The organism is Haloferax volcanii DS2 (assembly GCF_000025685.1).
Classification (GTDB): Archaea; Halobacteriota; Halobacteria; order Halobacteriales; family Haloferacaceae; genus Haloferax; species Haloferax volcanii.
Genome location: NC_013964.1, coordinates 118,001 through 133,605, shown reverse-complemented (window position 1 = coordinate 133,605; position 15,605 = coordinate 118,001). Strand labels below are relative to the sequence as shown.

The following is a 15,605-nucleotide window of genomic DNA, read 5'->3' as shown; positions in this document are numbered from 1 at the left end:
GCACCTAATAGTGTAACTCGAAACGAGATGCGCCGTTCGCGACGCGACTCGACGCGGGGATGAAAAACGAGAAAAACGAAGCGCTGTCGGCGTCGTTACGCCGGCGAGTAGCGCGGATAGGAACTGTCGACCGCCTGCGCGTCCTCTTCGAGGAGAGCGACGGTGAGGTAGTCGGCGTAGTCCGCGAAGTAGTCCACGAGCCGCGAGATGCGGTTCGAGTCGATGGCTTCGAGCGAGTCGAGGACCATGAACGGCACCGTCTCGTAGACGTCGTGGATGAGGTAGCCCGCGAGCGCGAACACGAGGCCGGTCACCTCGCGCTCGGACTCCGAGAGGTGGGCGACGGAGTCCTCGTAGCTCACGCCGTCTTCGTTCGTCCGGATGACGTGGAGGTCGAACACCGATTTCGTGACCTTCCTTCGGCCCTCCCGAACCCGCTTTTCGGTGCGCTCGATCCAGATGCGTTCGAGGTTGTCGTATTCGAGCACGTCGAGCACGTCGTCCATGTGGGTGTTGAACTCCTCGACGGCCTCGGATTCGAGGCGCTTGATGCGCGTCCGAAGCTCTTCGAGTTCGTCTTCGATGTCCTCGCGGGCCGCTTCGAGTTCGTCGCGCTCGTCGAGTTTGCGCTCGATGTCTGCGATTTCGTCTTCGACGTCTTCGAGGTCGCTGCGGAGGCGGCCGAGGTCGTATTCGAGCTGGTTCGCCTCGCGGTGGAGGTCCAGCAGGTCGCCGTGTTCCTCGCTTTCGAGTTCGTCGACGGTCTGTTCGAGCGAGTCGATTTCGGCTTCGAGGTCCGAGCGGTCGGATTTGAGCTCCTCGATGCGCTCTTGGCGGGTCTCGCGCTCGCTTTCGATTTCGGAGAGGCGGCGCTCGATGCGGTCGCGCTCGCGCTGGCGGCGCTCGTAGGTGGACTTCTCGTCTTCGAGTTCGGAGAGCTGTTCGCGGTGGTCGCGGTTGTCTTCGAGCTTCTCCTCGCGGAGCGTCCGGAGGCGTTCGAGCGTCCCCTCGATTTCGGACTTGTCGACCTCGGAACCGCACGTCCAGCAGACGACCTGGTCGTCGCCGAGCAGTTGGTCGGTGACGCTCCCGCCGGCGTCGTCGGCGTCGCGGAGCGCGTCCACGACGTCCGAGGACGTGCCCGAGAGCATCTCCTCGTTGAACTGAATCACGGACTGAAGCTCGTTGACGGTCGACTGAATCTCCTGCCGACGCGTCCGGAGCCGGCTGATTTCGGACTCGATTTCGTCGATTTTGCCGCCGGCGACCTCCGGGAGGTCCTCGGCGTCGTCCTCAAGCTCCGCTTCCTCGGATTCGAGCGCGTCGAGGCTCTGTTTTTCCGTCTCGATGCGGCGGTCCACGTCGTTGATGTCGCGGCGCTTGCTCCGGAGGTCACCGAGCTTGGATTCGAGTTCGCTCTCGACTTCCTGCCGCTCGCTCACGCTGGCGTCGTACTCTTCGACTTCCTGTTCTTTCTCCGCGAGTTCGTCTTCCTTCTCCTCGATTTGGTCTTCGAGCTTCGTCCGCCGGCGTTCGAGCTGCGGCAGGCGGTCCGAGAGGTTGCTGAGCGTCGAGAGTTCGTCGGCGATGTCGCGTTTCTCCTGCTGGAGCGACTCGATCTGCTCGTTTATCGACTCGACGTCCACCGGACGCATGATGAGGTCGCGGAGGTCGTCGCCGCGGGCGACCGCCTGTCGAGCGTCGTTCGTCTCGAGCAGGAACGCAAAGAGGTCCGCGAGGTCCGGGTCGTCGAGGACGGGGTTCCCGCCGGAGATGACCGTGTCGCCCTGCCGCTCGAACGTTCGAGTGTACGCCTCGTCGCCGATAGTGAGTTCGACGGAGCCCTCGTCGGCGTCGCCTTTGAGCGCCACATCGTCGCTCCCGTGGGCGGCCATGATGGACCGCAAGAGCGACGTTCGGTTCGTGGCGTTTCGACCCGCCAAGACGGTCACACCCGGCTCGAACGACGTTGACAGGTCGTCGATGCCACCGATATTCTCGACCGAAAGGTGGACTTTGGATTTTGACACTTGTTCTGAGCTCATACCTTGACCCAACAGGTACACCAATATAAAATCACCCGTTGAGTCGAGGATAATGTGACAGCGCTAAGTATGTAATCAGTAGTTCGATTCGCTCTCGTCGCAGTCGCACCCGCCGCGCTGGAGCAGTTCGACCACCTCGTACTGCGTCCCGCAGTCGCGGCAGTACACTTGCGTGTCCACGAGGACATCGAAGTCACCGAGTCGGAGTTTGCTCGTGTTGCGGAGCGAACTCAGACTCTGCTCGATGACCGCGACCAGTCGGCCGCGGAGTCGCTGGATGGACTCGATGACGTTGTCGATTCTGTTTCCGGACGAGGAGTCCTTCGAGACGCCGCGAATATCCGTCAGGTAGGTGTAGACCGCCTGGTGAGAGACGAAATCCGAGAGCAGTTGGTCGACGTCGACGCCGCGGGACTGGAGCGTGTTCTTCGCCTGAACGCGCATCCCCTCCGTGGTCTCGTCGCCGGTGAGAAGCGTGTACAGGTTCTCGACCTCGCCTTCGAGGACGTCCTCGCCCGCCTTGCGGAGCGCGGCGTCGAGCACCTTCTCGTTCATCAGATCCGCGAGGTCCCGGAGGCTGTCGCTGTCCTCGGGAGCCGTCCAGCGGTCGGCGAGCTGCTCGCCGAATCCGTCCAAGTCGTACGTCTCGATGACCCGCTCTACCTTGCTTAGGCGACGGTTCGTGCTTTGGTCGGTACCCATTACTCGCTTTTCACACGGTGGCGTGAAATATCTTCAGGTTTGGAGAGCGATTCGTCACACTCGGAGAGGCGCGTTCGTCGGAATCGAACCAGTAATATCCGGCAATGTCGGATGGAATAGATGGGGTTCGACGACTCACGCGGAGACTAGGCATAACGCGGGGCCGGAGTCGGGAAGGCAGACGCTACGTAGCCGACGGGAGACGACCGAAAAATAGAGCATCAATGGGACGTTGTGCTCGGTAGGTAGCCGCGCCACGTGTTCACGAGTATCAGTTGGGCAGGCGTACTCGGTGGGGGCTACCGTGCGTACAGTATGACTGACGTACTGATGGCTATCGTGCTGGATACACGGGATGCTGATTACACATGGGTCGGATTGCTCCACCCACGTGCTGTTACACGACACACCGATATGTGAATTAGGTTTATGACTATTATTGCCACGGAGGCGAAATCCGGTGCTCAAAGCCACGAGCTCGTCGCTGAGTGCCAGAGGTGAATTGGACGAGTCACGGACGGCGACGACAGGCCACCAACTGCGGCGGCGCGAGTCGGTGCGGACATCTCCGAGTCGCTTGATTTCGCATCCTCACGGCGGTCGCGCGCGCCGCGACGGGCACGCCTCGGTTCAGTTCGCCCGGCCGCCAGGTTCTACACAGTCAATATCCGATAATACCGGACTGCGTGTGAGTGCTGTGGCCGAACGCTCGGGTTCCGGCTCCGGCTCGGGGAGTCGAAAGCATCGATTTCGGACGCTTCGGGCGGCTTTCGAAGTCGTCGCGACGAACACTAGTGTTTGAGGTAGCCGCCGTCGACGGCGATGGACTCGCCGGTTATCCAGTCGCCCTCCTCGGAGAGGAGCAGGACCGCGACGTGGCCCACTTCTTCGGGTTGGCCGATTCGGTCGAGGATGTGCACGTCGAGCGTCTCCGCGAGGATTTCGTCCGGCGACTTGCCCGACTGCTCGGCGTGCTCGTCGAGCCATTCCTCGACCATCGGCGTCTCGACGGTGCCCGGTTTGAGCGCGTTGACGGTGATGCCGTGGTCGCTCAGCTCCTTCGCCAGCACGGTCGTGAAGGCGAGGACGGCCGCCTTGGACGCGCCGTACGCGCCCTGTCCGGAGAACGGCCGCTCCGCGCCGACCGACGAGATGTTGACGATGCTGCCCTCGATGTCGCCGTCGACCATCCGGCTGGCGACGGCCTTGGAGACGAGGAACGTCCCCTTGGCGTTCACCTCGAAGTGGAGGTCCCAGTCGTCTTCGGTCGTTTCGAGGAGCGGGACGGCCTGCTGGACGCCCGCGTTGTTCACGAGGCCGTGGATGTCACCGAGCGAGTCGATAGCGGCGTCGACGGCGGTCTCGACGCCCTCGGCGTCCGTCACGTCGACCTCGTACACCTCGGCCTCGCCGCCCTCCTCGCGGACGAGGTCGGCCGTCTCGGCGGCCACCTCGGGCTTCGTGTCGAAAATCGATACGTCGGCCCCGGCGCGGGCGCAGCGAACCGCGATGCCGCGGCCGATGCCGCGCGCGCCGCCGGTCACGACGATATGCCTGTCTCTCAGTCGGGTGTCTGTGTGCGTGCTCATAGTCGGTAGTACCGGGATATCCTATAAATAATTGTGCTGTACGGCGGGCGGTTACTCGTCGCGCTCGGAGACGACCGGGTTGGTGAGCGTGCCGATGCCCTCGATTTCCACGTCGACGCTGTCGCCCGGTTCGAGCAGTTCCGGCGGGTCGCGGAAGATGCCGACGCCGCCGGGCGTGCCGGTGGAGATGACGTCGCCCGGGCGGAGCGTCGTGATGCCGCTGATGTACTCGACGACCTCGTCGACGCCGAAGATGAACTCGGAGGTGTTGGACTCCTGTTTCGTCTCGCCGTTGACGCGGCAGGCGACGTCGAGGTCGTGCGGGTCGACGTCGCCCTCGGGGACGAACGTCGGCCCCATCGGGGCGAACGTGTCGTAGCTCTTGCCGCGGAAGAACTGCCCGTCGTCGAACTGCGCGTCGCGGCCGCTCACGTCGTTGATGGCGGTGTAGCCCGCGACGTAGTCGAAAGCGTCCTCGGCGTCGACGTTCTTGGCCGTCTGCCCGATGACGACGCCGAGTTCGACCTCGTAGTCTACCTCGTCGATGGCCGCCGGGTGGACGATGGGGTCGCCGGGGTTCGTGACGGACGTGCCGGCCTTCCCGAACAGGAGCGGGCGTTCGGGAACTTCCTCGTCCTGTTCTTCGGCGTGGTCGTGGTAGTTGAGGCCGACGCAGACGATTTTACCGGGGCGCGGCACGGGCGCGAGGAGCTTTACGTCCTCGACGGGGACCGACTGGTCCTCGGCGGCGTCCGCGGCGTCCTCGACGACGGTGAGGAAGCCGGGGCTGTTGAGGTTCTGGACGGTCACGTCTTCGCGGAGGCCGGAAAGCGGGACGACATCGTCGTCGCGGCGGACGCCCCACTCGGGAGCACCGCCCGCGGTGTATCGAACGAGTTGCATCGTTACACTCTGTCACACCGTGGTACGTAACTGTTGCGCTCTACGCAGCATTGCGACGACGGGAGCGAGGCGGGCGGCCCGAGGCCGCCGACCCGCCGACTACGAGTACGTGAGGTTCACCTCGATGACGTTCGCGCTCTTGAGAATCTGGTTCGGCAACTCCTCGGTAAAGCGCTCCTCGCGCATCCGGCTTTTCGGCCCCGAGACGCTCACGGCGGCGATGGCGTAGTCGTCCTCGTTGAGTATCGGCGCGGCCACACAGCGCATGCCCTTGACCCGTTCTTCGTCGTCGTAGGAGTAACCGCGCTCGCGGACCTGCTCCAACACGTCGAACAGTTCCTCGCGGTCGGTGATAGAGCGGTCGGTCACCGCCTCCAGTCCGTGGCGGTCCAAGATGCCCTCGACTTCCTCCCGCGGCCGGTTCGCCATGATAGACTTCCCGAGCGCCGTCGTCTGCAACGGGACGCGCATCCCGGCGTGGGTGTCTAGACGAACGGCGTCGGGACCCCGCGAGCGGTACAGAAAGACGCCGATACCGTGTTCCTCGATCATCAGATTCGCGTGCTCGCCGGTCACCTGCGCGAGTTCGTTTATCTCGGGGCGGGCGATGTTGAACACCTTCTGTCGAGAGCGCGCGTGCGCGCCCAATTGGAGGAATCGCGTGCTGACGTAGTAGGTGTCGCCCTCCTTGACGAGGTACTCCTGTTGCTCCAGCGTCCGCAGGTGGTCGTGAATCGTGCTGGTCGGCTTGTCCAGTCGCTTGGCTACCTCCGAGACGCCCGCCCCGTCGAGTTCCCGCAGGAGGTCGACGAGTTCGAGCGAGATTTTGACCGCGTTGACCGGAACGTCCTTCGCCATAGTTGGTTATGAATCCTCATCCCTGAAATGTCTTTCCGCTATGGCCGGAAATAGCGTAGCCGTTACGAGCGACGAGCCGATGTGAGGAATATCTGAATTGTCTAAATAATTTAGATGATTCAGATATTGCGAGTAGTCAGGTAGACGTATGATGCGAGGGTGGCAAAAAGAAAACGAGTGCCCGAGGGAGACGCGAGCGCGACCCGCGGGGCGTCTCAGCTGAACTGCGGGATGACTTCGTCCGCGAACAGTTCCATGCCGCCGGTGTCGGGGAAGTCGATGAACCAGCCTTGGAACTTCGTCACGCCGGCGTCGATGCGGCGCTCGATGGCCTCCGCGCACTCCTCGGGCGTTCCCATGATGAAGTACTCCCGAGCGTCTTCCTCGGTCACGATGGGCGCTTGGTCCTGATACTCCGCTTCGAACTGGATGGGCGTCATCAGGTCGAGCAGGCGGTCGAACTTCTCCTCGTCGCGGGTGCAGATAACGTGGCCGTCCCACGAGTACTCGATGTCGTCGGGGTCGCGGCCGACGGTGTCGCAGTGGTCTTCGATGACGCCGATTTTGTGTTCGAGCGTCTCCACGTCGCCGTTGAACACGTCGGTGTTCCACACGTCGGCGTGCTTGGCGACGAGTTTGAGCGTGACCTCCTCACCCTGCCCGCCGACGAGGATGGGCGGATGGGGGTCCTGCACGGGACCGGGGACGCAGTAGGCGTCCTCGATTTGGTAGTGCTTCCCGTCGAAGCTCGCGCCGTCGGTGCCGGCGGCCCACATGCGCTTCATGAGACGAATGGACTCGTCGAGCCGCATCAGGCGCTCGAAGCCGTCGCGGTACTCCCAACCGTAGGCGTCGTACTCCGGTTCGTGCCAGCCCGCGCCGAGGCCGAGTTCCAGCCGCCCGTCGGAAATCACGTCGAGCGTGGCCGCCATCTTGGCGACGAGCGCCGGGTTGCGGTAGTCGTTACAGAGGACGAGCGAGCCGAGGTTGATGTCCTCGGTGAAGCCGGCGATGGCCGACAGCAGCGTCCAACATTCGTACTCGGCGTGGTCGCGGCCCAACAGCAGGTGGTCTGGTGCCCACACCGCGTCGAAGCCGAGTTCCTCCGCCTTCTGGACGCCCATCTTGGTCGTCACCCAGTCGAGCGCCTCGTACTGCGGGGTGTCGCGGTGCGTCGGCTCGGTCCCCTCGTCGGGCGCGCCGGCGAAGACGGGGACGTTGTACTCGAAGCTGATGTCCGACATCGTTACTCGATGGCGAAGTGTTCGAGCGCCTCGCGGTTCAGTTGCGTGCTGACGCCGGGCTCGTCGGGCAGCGGGATCGACCCGTTCTCCGGCGACGGCGGGTTCTGGAAGATGGCGTCGGCGTAGGTCGACTCGCGTTTCTCCTGGCGCTCCTCGAACCACTCGGGAGTCGGGAAGTACTCCGCCATCGGCATGTTCGTGTGACCGGCGATGGCGTGGAGCGTCGGGTTCGTGCCGGCGTGCGGGATGACGGGCACGTCGTGGACCTCGGCCATGTCGGCGACCTTCTGGAGTTCCGTGATACCGCCGACGCGACCCACGTCGGGCTGGAGGATGTCGACCGCACCTTCTTCGAGGAGGTCCTCGTGGCCCCAGCGGGTGAACTCGTGTTCGCCGCCCGAAATCGGCATCGGCGCGGCCTCGCGGACCTCGGCGTAGCCGGAGATGTCGTCGGCGATGACAGGCTCTTCGACCCACGCCATGTCGTACTTGCCGAGGCGCTGGGTCATCTCCTTTGCGTACTTGACCGACCAGCCCATGTAGGCGTCGCCCGCGATTTCGATGTCGTCGCCGACGGCGTCGCGGACGGTCGCGACGATTTCCTCGTTTTTCTTCATGCCCGCGCGGCCGTCCTCGGGGCCGTGGAGGAAGCGGAGTTTCATCGCGTCGAAGCCCTCCTCGACGTACTGGACCGCCTCGCGTTCGAGCTTCTCCATGTCGACGGGGTGGAGGTTCGACGCGTAGGCGGGAATCTCGTCTTTGGTGGGGCCGCCGAGCAGTTCGTACACCGGCTTGCCGGCGTCCTTCCCGGCGATGTCCCACAGCGCCTGGTCGACCGCGCTGATGGCCATGACCGCGACGCCCTTCCGGCCGAACGGGAGCGTGGCGCGGTACATCTGCTCCCAGAGGAGTTCGCGCTGCATCGGGTCTTCCCCGACCACGATTTTCGACAGCGTCTCCTCGACGACGGTGGCGATGGCTCCGGTACCCCAGTTACCGACGCCGACGCCGGTGATGCCCGCGTCCGTCTCGACCTCGACCACCACGTCGCCCACGGGGCCCATCCACTTGCGGCGGGCCTGCGGGTTCTCACCGTCGACGTTGCGGTACTCGTCGTACTTCGACATGATGGTGACGAGCGGGAACTCGATGAACTCGCCCCACGACTCGTTGCTGATTTTCGTCGCTGAGATGTCTGTAATCTCCATGATTTGTTTGGTACGACCTCACATCTAATCGGCACGGGTAAAATAGTTTCTGTCGTCAAGCGGTTCGCGGCCGGAATGCGGGGCTGTTCAGCCGTCGAACTGGAAGACCGGCTTGCAGGTCTCCGAACCGAGGAACGCTTCGAACGCCGCGGCGGGGTCGTCGACGCTGTAAGAGGTGTCGAGAATCTTCTCGACCGCGATTTCGCCGCGCTCCATCAGGCGAAGCGCCTGCTCGAAGTTCGTCCACGTCGAGCCGTAGGAGGTGTTGATGTCGACCTCGCCGCGGACGGTCGAGGTGAGGCTGAGTTCGCTAGCCGAGTTCGGGATGCCGACGACGACGATTTGGCCGCCCTTGCGGACCACGTCGTTCCCGGAGACCACGCCGCTGTGGTGACCCGTCGCGTCGAAGACCACGTCGAAGCCGATGCCGTCGGTCTGCGACTCGACCCGCCCATCGAGGCCGCCTTCTTCTTCGAGGTTCACCGTGTCGATGCCGAGGTCTTCGAGCAGCGGGAGGCGATACGCCGCGTCCTGACTGAGTCCGGAGACGACGACGTTCGCGCCGAGGGAGTCGGTGACGGCGGCGACGAGGACGCCGATTGGGCCCGGCCCCTCGACGAGGACGTTGTCGCCGGGCGTCGTCACCGACTGGTCGAGGACCGCGCGGGTGGCGATGCTCGTCGGCTCCGTGATGGCGGCGTGCCGGAGGGGAACGCCCTCGGGAACCGCGTGGACGTGCTCGGGGGTGACGGTGACGTACTCCGTGTACGCGCCGTCGCGGTGCATCCCCGTAATGGAGAAGTTCTGACAGACGTTCGGCTGACCGTTCCGACACTGGAAGCAGTGACCGCAGTCGTGAATCGGCTCCTCGACGACCTTGTCGCCGACCTCGAACGTCTCGACGTTCGCGCCGACTTCCGTGACCGTCCCGGAGTACTCGTGGCCCATGATTCGCGGGATGGGAATCCACTCGTAGCCGCCGTCGTACTTGTAGGCGTGAGCGTCGCTCCCGCAGAGTCCCGCGGTGTGGACCTTGATGAGCAGTTCGTCTGCGCCGGGAGTGGGAACCTCCCGCTCCTGTGTCTCTACCGAGCGCGGCCCGGTCTGAATGATGGCTTTCATAGTTGCGAATAACCGTGTGGGTTCGTCTCGTTTTACATCATGTGAACACACCGATTAATATGTTTGGGTGCGGGCGGAGAATTTCGGCGGTAGCGCGGCTGAAGCCGCGGCTCTGGGTGCCGCGAGACACCACGCCCGCTGACGTTCGATGGGGGCAGTCGCGCCGAGTTATATTTCGACGCCGTCCGACTCCGACGACTGGGACTGCGATTGGACGGACGCCCGGTTCTCGATACGCCGGCCCTTGCGCAGTGCCTCCGTCTCGGCCTCGAACAGGTAGACGTGTTCGGGCGCGATAGAAAGCGACAGCGTGTCGCCGGCCGATAGCCCGTGGAACTCGCCGATTTCGGCGGTGACGTCGCCCATGGGGCCGTCGCCGTGAACGATGGCTTTCGTTCCGACCGGCTCGATGACGCGGATATCGACGTCGAAGGTCAGTCCGTCGGCGCGCCGCTTGCCCGTCTGGTAGAAGTCCTGCGGCCGGAAGCCGACGTTGACGCCGCCGGGCGGGACCTCCGCGTCGAGGGCGTCGCTCGGCAGTTCGAAGCTCACGCCGTCGAGTTCGACGCGAACGCCGTCGGCGGCCTCCTCGACGACGCCGTCGTAGATGTTCATGTCCGGACTGCCGACGAACTGCGCGACGAAGAGGTTCGCCGGTTCGTTGAACACCTCCTCCGGGCGACCCAACTGCTGGAGCGCGCCGTCGTTGAGGACGGCGATTTTGTCGGCGATTGTCATCGCCTCCTCCTGGTTGTGGGTGACGTACGCGGAGGTGATGCCGACCTCGGACTGCAGTTCGTCGATTTCGGTCCGCATCGTCTTGCGGAGCTTCGCGTCGAGGTTCGCAAGCGGCTCGTCGAAGAGGAACAGCCGCGGCTCGCGGATGATAGCCCGGCCGAGCGCGACGCGCTGTTTCTGTCCGCCCGAGAGCTGTGCGGGCTTGTTGTTCAGGAGCTGTTCGATTTCGAGCATCGTCGCCACCTCCTCGACCCGCTCGTTGACGTCCGCCGTCGACATGCCGTTGTCCTCCCGCTTGAGGCCGAACCCGAGGTTCTCCCGGACGGTCATATGCGGGTAGAGCGCGAAGTCCTGGAACACCATCGCCACGTCGCGGTTTCGGGCTTTGATGTCGTTGACGACGACGTCGTCGAAGCGAATTTCACCGGAGGTCGGCGTCTCCAGTCCGCCGATCATCCGGAGCGTCGTCGTCTTCCCGCACCCGCTCGGGCCGAGCAAAACGAGAAACTCCCCGTCTTCGACGTCGATGTCGAGGTCGTCGACTGCGACGACACCGTCCTTGTCGGGGTCGCCGAAAATCTTCGTGACACCGTCTACTGTTAGGTGTGTCATTGTAAAACATTACCGTAGAACACCCCTTAAACCTAGCGACTGACGACGAAAATTGACCGCGACGTGCGGCACCGAGAGACGGCGGGCGAAGGGTATTATCCCTTAATCGCGCCGCCGGTGAGCCCCTGCACGAAGTAGCGCTGGATGTAGGCCAGTCCGAGCAGGACGGGAAGCGAGATGATAATCGAGGCCGCGGCGACGACGTTCCACTGGGTGTTGAACCCCTGTACGAACGTCAGGAGTCCCGGCGGAACCGTGTACCGCGAGTTGTCGAGGAGCGTCAGCGCGAACACCAACTCGTTCCACGCGAGGAGGAACGCGAAGATGAACGACGCGATGAGCGAGTTCCGCGCCATCGGGACGATGACGTACCAGAACGTCTCTATCGAGCTACACTGGTCGATGCGGGAGGCCTCGATAATCGAGTCCGGGAAGTCGTCGAAGAAACCCTTCATCAGCCAGACGACGAACGGCGCGGTCATCGCGCCGTAGATGAAGATCAACACGAGGTGCGTGTTGAACAGGCCGAGCGCCGAGACGAGTTCCCACTCGGGGACCATGATGGCGGTCCCGGGGAACATCAGCGACGCGAGGAAGATGCTCATGAGCGCGTTCTTCCCGGCGAAGTCGCGGCGCGAGAGCACGTACGACGCGGCCGTCCCGAAGACGAGCGCGATTGCGCCCGCGCCGATCGCGACTTTCAGGCTGTTCAGCACGAGCGACAGGATGTCGATGTCGATGGCCGACGACGCCTGCCAGCCGAACAGGTTAGCGAAAAGCGAGGTGTAGCCGCCCGCCTGAATCGACGACTCGACGACGAGCCGGAAGCCCTCCAACGAGAAATCGTTCGGGAACACCGTCGGCGGAATCTGCTGAATCTCCGCGGTGGTCTTGAACGCCGTCACGACCATCCAGTACAGCGGGAAGAGGACGAACGCGAAGACGACGAGCGTCAGGAGCGAAACCGCCGTCTTGCGGACGTACGCGCCCGCCGTGGTGTCGAACAGCCACGACTCGTTCCGCCGGAACTCGGCGGCCGTGTCGGGGTCTTTCGCCGCCATCAGACGTCACCCCGCACTTGGTCGTACACCTGAATGTAGTAGTACGAGAACACGAGCAGGACGACGAACAGGATGAGCGACAGCGCCGACGCCAGCCCCACGTCGAAGTCGACGAACGCCGTCCGGTAGATCATGACCGGGAGCGTGCTACTGGAGACGCCGGGGCCGCCCTTCGTCATCACCCAAATCATCGAGAAGTTCCTGATGTTGTAGATGAGCATCAGGAGGAACCCGATGGCGAGGTTGTACCGCATCATCGGGATGGTGATGAACCGGAACTGCTCCCACGGCGTCGCGCCGTCCATGCGCGCGGCCTCGTAGAGATGCTCGTCGATGCCCTGCAGGGACGTGAGCGTCAACAGCGCGAAAAGCGGTGCGAGCCGCCAAATCATCCCGATGATGGGCGGCCACAGCGAGAGCTCCGTCGAGCCGAGCATGACGATGTACTCGTCGATGACGCCGAGCTGGACGAGCAGTTCGTTGATGATGCCCTGCGACCCGCCGAACATGAACTGCCAGATGGACGCGCCGACGACCCGCGGGAGGACCCACGGGATGAGCACGATTGCGCTCGCGACGCTCGTGTACGGCAGTTTCTCGTGGAGGAGCCAACCCATCAGGAAGCCGAGGACGATAGCGGCGGAACTGCCGACGACGACCCAGATGAGCGTGTTCCACAGCACCTGATGGATAGTCGGATTCGACCAGATTTCGGCGTAGTTCGCCAGTCCGATAAACTCGGCCTCGCTGGGCGCGAGCAGGTCCTTGTTGAAGAAGCTCGAATAGATCGCCTGCGCGATGGGGTAGAGGATGAACAGCCCGACGAGCGCCGTCACCGGCAGGACCGGGAGGTACACCTTGACGCCCTCCGGAATCCGCTTGGAGACGCTCTCGAACGAGCCCCTCGCCTGCTTCGAGTAACTCATGGTCGTAACTCACCGCCGTTGGGCCGCCGTCGTTCGAGCGACGGTTCGAGTCGCATCGTCAGGCCAGCTCCTCGTCGATGACTTCCTGAACCGATTCGTTGGCGGCGCTACAGGCCTCCTCTGCCGTCGCGTTGCCGAGGACGACCGGCTGGATGACCTCGGTGTTGATGATGCTCTGGACCGACGCGATGCCCGAGAACGACGGGAACCGCGAGGTGCGCGTGAACAGGTCGTCGTTCTCGTACAGCGTCACGAGGTCGCCGAACTGGCTCCGGAAGAGGTCGCTCGGGTCCTCGAAGGCGCTTTCGAGCGTCGGGACGCGCCCGCGGATGCCCACGTCGTTCTCGGCGTCGTAGGTCCACGGCGCGAGCTGTTCTTCGGAGTTCCACCACTCGGTGAAGTCGAAGGCGGCCTGCAGTTCGGCCTCCGAGTCGGTGCCGTTGCCGAGCATGAAGCCCTGCGCGTTCTGCAGGAGCAGGTCGCGGGGTTCGAAGCTCCCCGACGGGCTGTCCGGAAGCGGCGCGCGGGTGACGGTGTGGCCCTCGCCGTCGAGCCACGCCTGCGGCGCGCCGGTCGTCTGGTAGACCGCGTTCGCGTGGGAGTACGTGATGAAGATGCCGGACTCGCCCTCGCGGAGGAGCCGTCCCGCACCGATGTGGTCGTTCTCGGCCATCGAGTCGGGGAACAGACCGGCCTCGGCGATGTCCTGATAGAGCCTGACGGCGTCGACGAAGCCGGGTTGGTCGACCGTCGCCTCCAGCGTCTCGGGGTCGAAGTACCGACCGCCGTTGGCGTAGACGAAGCCGATGAAGTAGCCGGTCGTCAGGCCGAAGTCGGTCCCCGGCGCGGTAATCGCCGCCGACACCTCGTCGAGCTCCTGCATCTCCTCGCCGAGTTGGATGAGCTCCTCCCAGTTGCGCGGCGGGCTGTCGAAACTCGTCTGTTCGAGGTAGTCGGTTCGGATGTCCACGAACGGACCGAGGTCGGCGTAGCCGCCGGGAAGCCCCCACTGCCGCTCTCCTTCGGTGTCGCCGAGGCTGTCGTAAATCTGCGTGTCGACGTTCGCCTGGATGAACCGGCTGTTTATCTCCTCCAACTGGTCGGCGAACTGCTCTTGGTCGAGCGGTTGGATGGCGCTCGCGCCGACGTAATCCGGAATCTGCTGAGTCTGGCCGGCCATCACGTCCGGGAGGTTGTTGTTCGCCGCCGCGGACGCGATAATCTGGTACTTCTGCCCCCACTCTTGGTGCTGGTAGGTGACGTCGTGGTCGCTGTAACTGCTGTAGTGGTTACTGATGTACTCTCGTTCGGCGGGGATGCCGCCGAACAGCCAGAAGTCGAGTGACTGCGACCCGGAGTCGCCGCCACCGCCGCCGGAGCCTCCCCCGTCGGAACCGCCATCGGAACCACTGCCACCGCCGTTCCCGCCACCCATACAACCCGCTAGTGCCGCTGTGAGACCTGCTCCGAGTCCGGTCACGTACCGCCGCCTACTGAGCCGGTTCTGTGAACCACTATCAGTCATGATGTGCTATTACAAACCACTATAGTTCATTATAATAAATATACCGGTGTCATTCGGAGATGGAGAGTTCAGCCACCGGATCGACGACAGTGCGAGCGAGGCACGCGGTGACGACCGGTTACGCTCAGCCGAGGTCGACGTGCCGCCGGAACGACTTCTCGGTCAGCCACGACCGGTCGGCCTTCGATAACGAGTCGACCTGCTTGAGCCAGTTACACGCCTCGGCGTAGCTGGCGACGTCGCTGACGTTGGGGTAGTCGGAGCCCCAGACGACCCGCTCGCGACCGAAGGTGTCGAGGAGCCACCGGACGTGGTCGTGCATGTCGGCGTAGGGAAACGCCGAGTCGGACATGTGGACAATTTCCGAGACCTTCACCGCGACCGAGTCGTGTTCCGCGAGGTCGGCGAACCGGCCGAACGTCCCCTCGTCGGTGGGGGTTTCGGGGCCGGCGTGGGCGAAGTGGTCGAACAGGTAGGTGAGTTCGGGATACGCCTCGACGAGTTCGAGCGCCTGGTCGAGTTGGCCGTGGTCGCAGAGAATCTGGACGGTCGCGTCGTGGTCGACCGCGGCCTCCCAGAACGCGGTCTCCTCGACGCTCTCTCGGAGCCACGTCACGCTCGGGTCGAACGTCTCCCACATGCGATCGTACGGGCAGGCCGCGCCGAGGCGGAAGCCGAGGACGCCGTCGGTCTCCATACAGCGGTCGAGACGCTCGACCGCGTCGTCGGCGAAGGGGTCGAGCATCACGATGCCGTGGAGTCGGTCGTACTCGGCGGCGACCCGTCGGGTGTACCAGTTGTCCGTCCAGTCGCAGATAGGGTAGCCCACGACGACCGCCTCGTCCACGCCGTTTCGGTCCATGTCGGCGAGCAGGCGCTCGGCGGTGTAGACGGTGTGTACGTCGAAGCTGTCCACGAGGTCCAAGATGGGGCCGTTGGTCCACGGGTGTTCCGGGCTCGCGGCACCCCACGCGTGGGTGTGGGTATCTATCATTACAATCGACGACGGGCGTTCCCGTACTAAATCTTACCCGCCGAAAAGCTAAGACGGGGGCCGCCGAATCGGAGGCCG

13 protein-coding genes are annotated in these 15,605 nt (G+C 63.9%); all 13 read right to left on the bottom strand.

Annotated elements, in window-relative coordinates; genetic code table 11:
- Positions 1-95 precede the first annotated feature (95 nt).
- A complete protein-coding gene (locus HVO_RS00570; RefSeq protein WP_004041038.1) occupies positions 96-2,045 on the bottom strand; it encodes an archaea-specific SMC-related protein in 1,950 nt (649 codons plus the stop codon).
- Positions 2,046-2,120: 75 nt separating this feature from the next.
- Positions 2,121-2,747: a rod-determining factor RdfA gene (gene rdfA / locus HVO_RS00565; protein ID WP_004041039.1), complete on the bottom strand. Its 627-nt coding sequence runs from the start codon at positions 2,745-2,747 to the stop codon at positions 2,121-2,123.
- A gap of 791 nt (positions 2,748-3,538) precedes the next feature.
- A complete protein-coding gene (rhcB, locus tag HVO_RS00560; protein WP_013034945.1) occupies positions 3,539-4,336 on the bottom strand; it encodes an L-rhamnose 1-dehydrogenase in 798 nt (265 codons plus the stop codon).
- Between the two features lie 51 nt (positions 4,337-4,387).
- Positions 4,388-5,239, bottom strand: coding sequence for a 2,4-diketo-3-deoxy-L-rhamnonate hydrolase (rhcF, locus tag HVO_RS00555; protein ID WP_004041041.1), 852 nt, complete (start codon positions 5,237-5,239; stop codon positions 4,388-4,390).
- A 99-nt stretch (positions 5,240-5,338) separates the two neighbouring features.
- The gene (locus HVO_RS00550; protein WP_004041042.1) at positions 5,339-6,097 is read right to left on the bottom strand and encodes an IclR family transcriptional regulator; all 759 of its coding nucleotides are present in this window, start codon (positions 6,095-6,097) and stop codon (positions 5,339-5,341) included.
- Between the two features lie 215 nt (positions 6,098-6,312).
- Positions 6,313-7,341: a TIGR03560 family F420-dependent LLM class oxidoreductase gene (locus HVO_RS00545; RefSeq protein ID WP_004041043.1), complete on the bottom strand. Its 1,029-nt coding sequence runs from the start codon at positions 7,339-7,341 to the stop codon at positions 6,313-6,315.
- 2 nt (positions 7,342-7,343) lie between these two features.
- Positions 7,344-8,549, bottom strand: coding sequence for an L-rhamnonate dehydratase (rhcD, locus tag HVO_RS00540; protein WP_004041044.1), 1,206 nt, complete (start codon positions 8,547-8,549; stop codon positions 7,344-7,346).
- 87 nt (positions 8,550-8,636) lie between these two features.
- On the bottom strand, positions 8,637-9,671 hold the full coding sequence (gene rhcE, locus HVO_RS00535) for a 2-keto-3-deoxy-L-rhamnonate dehydrogenase (RefSeq protein ID WP_004041045.1): 1,035 nt from the start codon (positions 9,669-9,671) through the stop codon (positions 8,637-8,639).
- Between the two features lie 168 nt (positions 9,672-9,839).
- Complete coding sequence (locus HVO_RS00530; protein ID WP_004041046.1) at positions 9,840-11,021, bottom strand: ABC transporter ATP-binding protein; 1,182 nt, start codon at positions 11,019-11,021, stop codon at positions 9,840-9,842.
- 95 nt (positions 11,022-11,116) lie between these two features.
- Positions 11,117-12,082 carry a carbohydrate ABC transporter permease gene (locus tag HVO_RS00525; RefSeq protein ID WP_004041047.1) on the bottom strand — a complete coding sequence of 322 codons (966 nt, stop codon included), beginning with the start codon at positions 12,080-12,082 and terminating at the stop codon, positions 11,117-11,119.
- The gene (locus HVO_RS00520; RefSeq protein WP_004041048.1) at positions 12,082-13,008 is read right to left on the bottom strand and encodes a carbohydrate ABC transporter permease; all 927 of its coding nucleotides are present in this window, start codon (positions 13,006-13,008) and stop codon (positions 12,082-12,084) included. The genes HVO_RS00525 and HVO_RS00520 overlap by 1 nt, the downstream gene beginning before the upstream one ends.
- A 58-nt stretch (positions 13,009-13,066) precedes the next feature.
- Positions 13,067-14,443, bottom strand: coding sequence for an ABC transporter substrate-binding protein (locus HVO_RS00515; protein WP_004041049.1), 1,377 nt, complete (start codon positions 14,441-14,443; stop codon positions 13,067-13,069).
- Positions 14,444-14,657: 214 nt separating this feature from the next.
- Positions 14,658-15,527, bottom strand: coding sequence for an L-rhamnono-1,4-lactonase (gene rhcC / locus HVO_RS00510; protein WP_004041050.1), 870 nt, complete (start codon positions 15,525-15,527; stop codon positions 14,658-14,660).
- Positions 15,528-15,605 lie beyond the last annotated feature (78 nt).

What these genes read in the sequence shown, in the direction of transcription:
- HVO_RS00570 (WP_004041038.1), bottom strand. Translation starts at nt 2,045, where the DNA reads ATGAGCTCAGAACAAGTGTCAAAATCCAAAGTCCACCTTTCGGTCGAG.
- rdfA (WP_004041039.1), bottom strand. Translation starts at nt 2,747, where the DNA reads ATGGGTACCGACCAAAGCACGAACCGTCGCCTAAGCAAGGTAGAGCGG.
- rhcB (WP_013034945.1), bottom strand. Translation starts at nt 4,336, where the DNA reads ATGAGCACGCACACAGACACCCGACTGAGAGACAGGCATATCGTCGTG.
- rhcF (WP_004041041.1), bottom strand. Translation starts at nt 5,239, where the DNA reads ATGCAACTCGTTCGATACACCGCGGGCGGTGCTCCCGAGTGGGGCGTC.
- HVO_RS00550 (WP_004041042.1), bottom strand. Translation starts at nt 6,097, where the DNA reads ATGGCGAAGGACGTTCCGGTCAACGCGGTCAAAATCTCGCTCGAACTC.
- HVO_RS00545 (WP_004041043.1), bottom strand. Translation starts at nt 7,341, where the DNA reads ATGTCGGACATCAGCTTCGAGTACAACGTCCCCGTCTTCGCCGGCGCG.
- rhcD (WP_004041044.1), bottom strand. Translation starts at nt 8,549, where the DNA reads ATGGAGATTACAGACATCTCAGCGACGAAAATCAGCAACGAGTCGTGG.
- rhcE (WP_004041045.1), bottom strand. Translation starts at nt 9,671, where the DNA reads ATGAAAGCCATCATTCAGACCGGGCCGCGCTCGGTAGAGACACAGGAG.
- HVO_RS00530 (WP_004041046.1), bottom strand. Translation starts at nt 11,021, where the DNA reads ATGACACACCTAACAGTAGACGGTGTCACGAAGATTTTCGGCGACCCC.
- HVO_RS00525 (WP_004041047.1), bottom strand. Translation starts at nt 12,082, where the DNA reads ATGGCGGCGAAAGACCCCGACACGGCCGCCGAGTTCCGGCGGAACGAG.
- HVO_RS00520 (WP_004041048.1), bottom strand. Translation starts at nt 13,008, where the DNA reads ATGAGTTACTCGAAGCAGGCGAGGGGCTCGTTCGAGAGCGTCTCCAAG.
- HVO_RS00515 (WP_004041049.1), bottom strand. Translation starts at nt 14,443, where the DNA reads ATGGGTGGCGGGAACGGCGGTGGCAGTGGTTCCGATGGCGGTTCCGAC.
- rhcC (WP_004041050.1), bottom strand. Translation starts at nt 15,527, where the DNA reads ATGATAGATACCCACACCCACGCGTGGGGTGCCGCGAGCCCGGAACAC.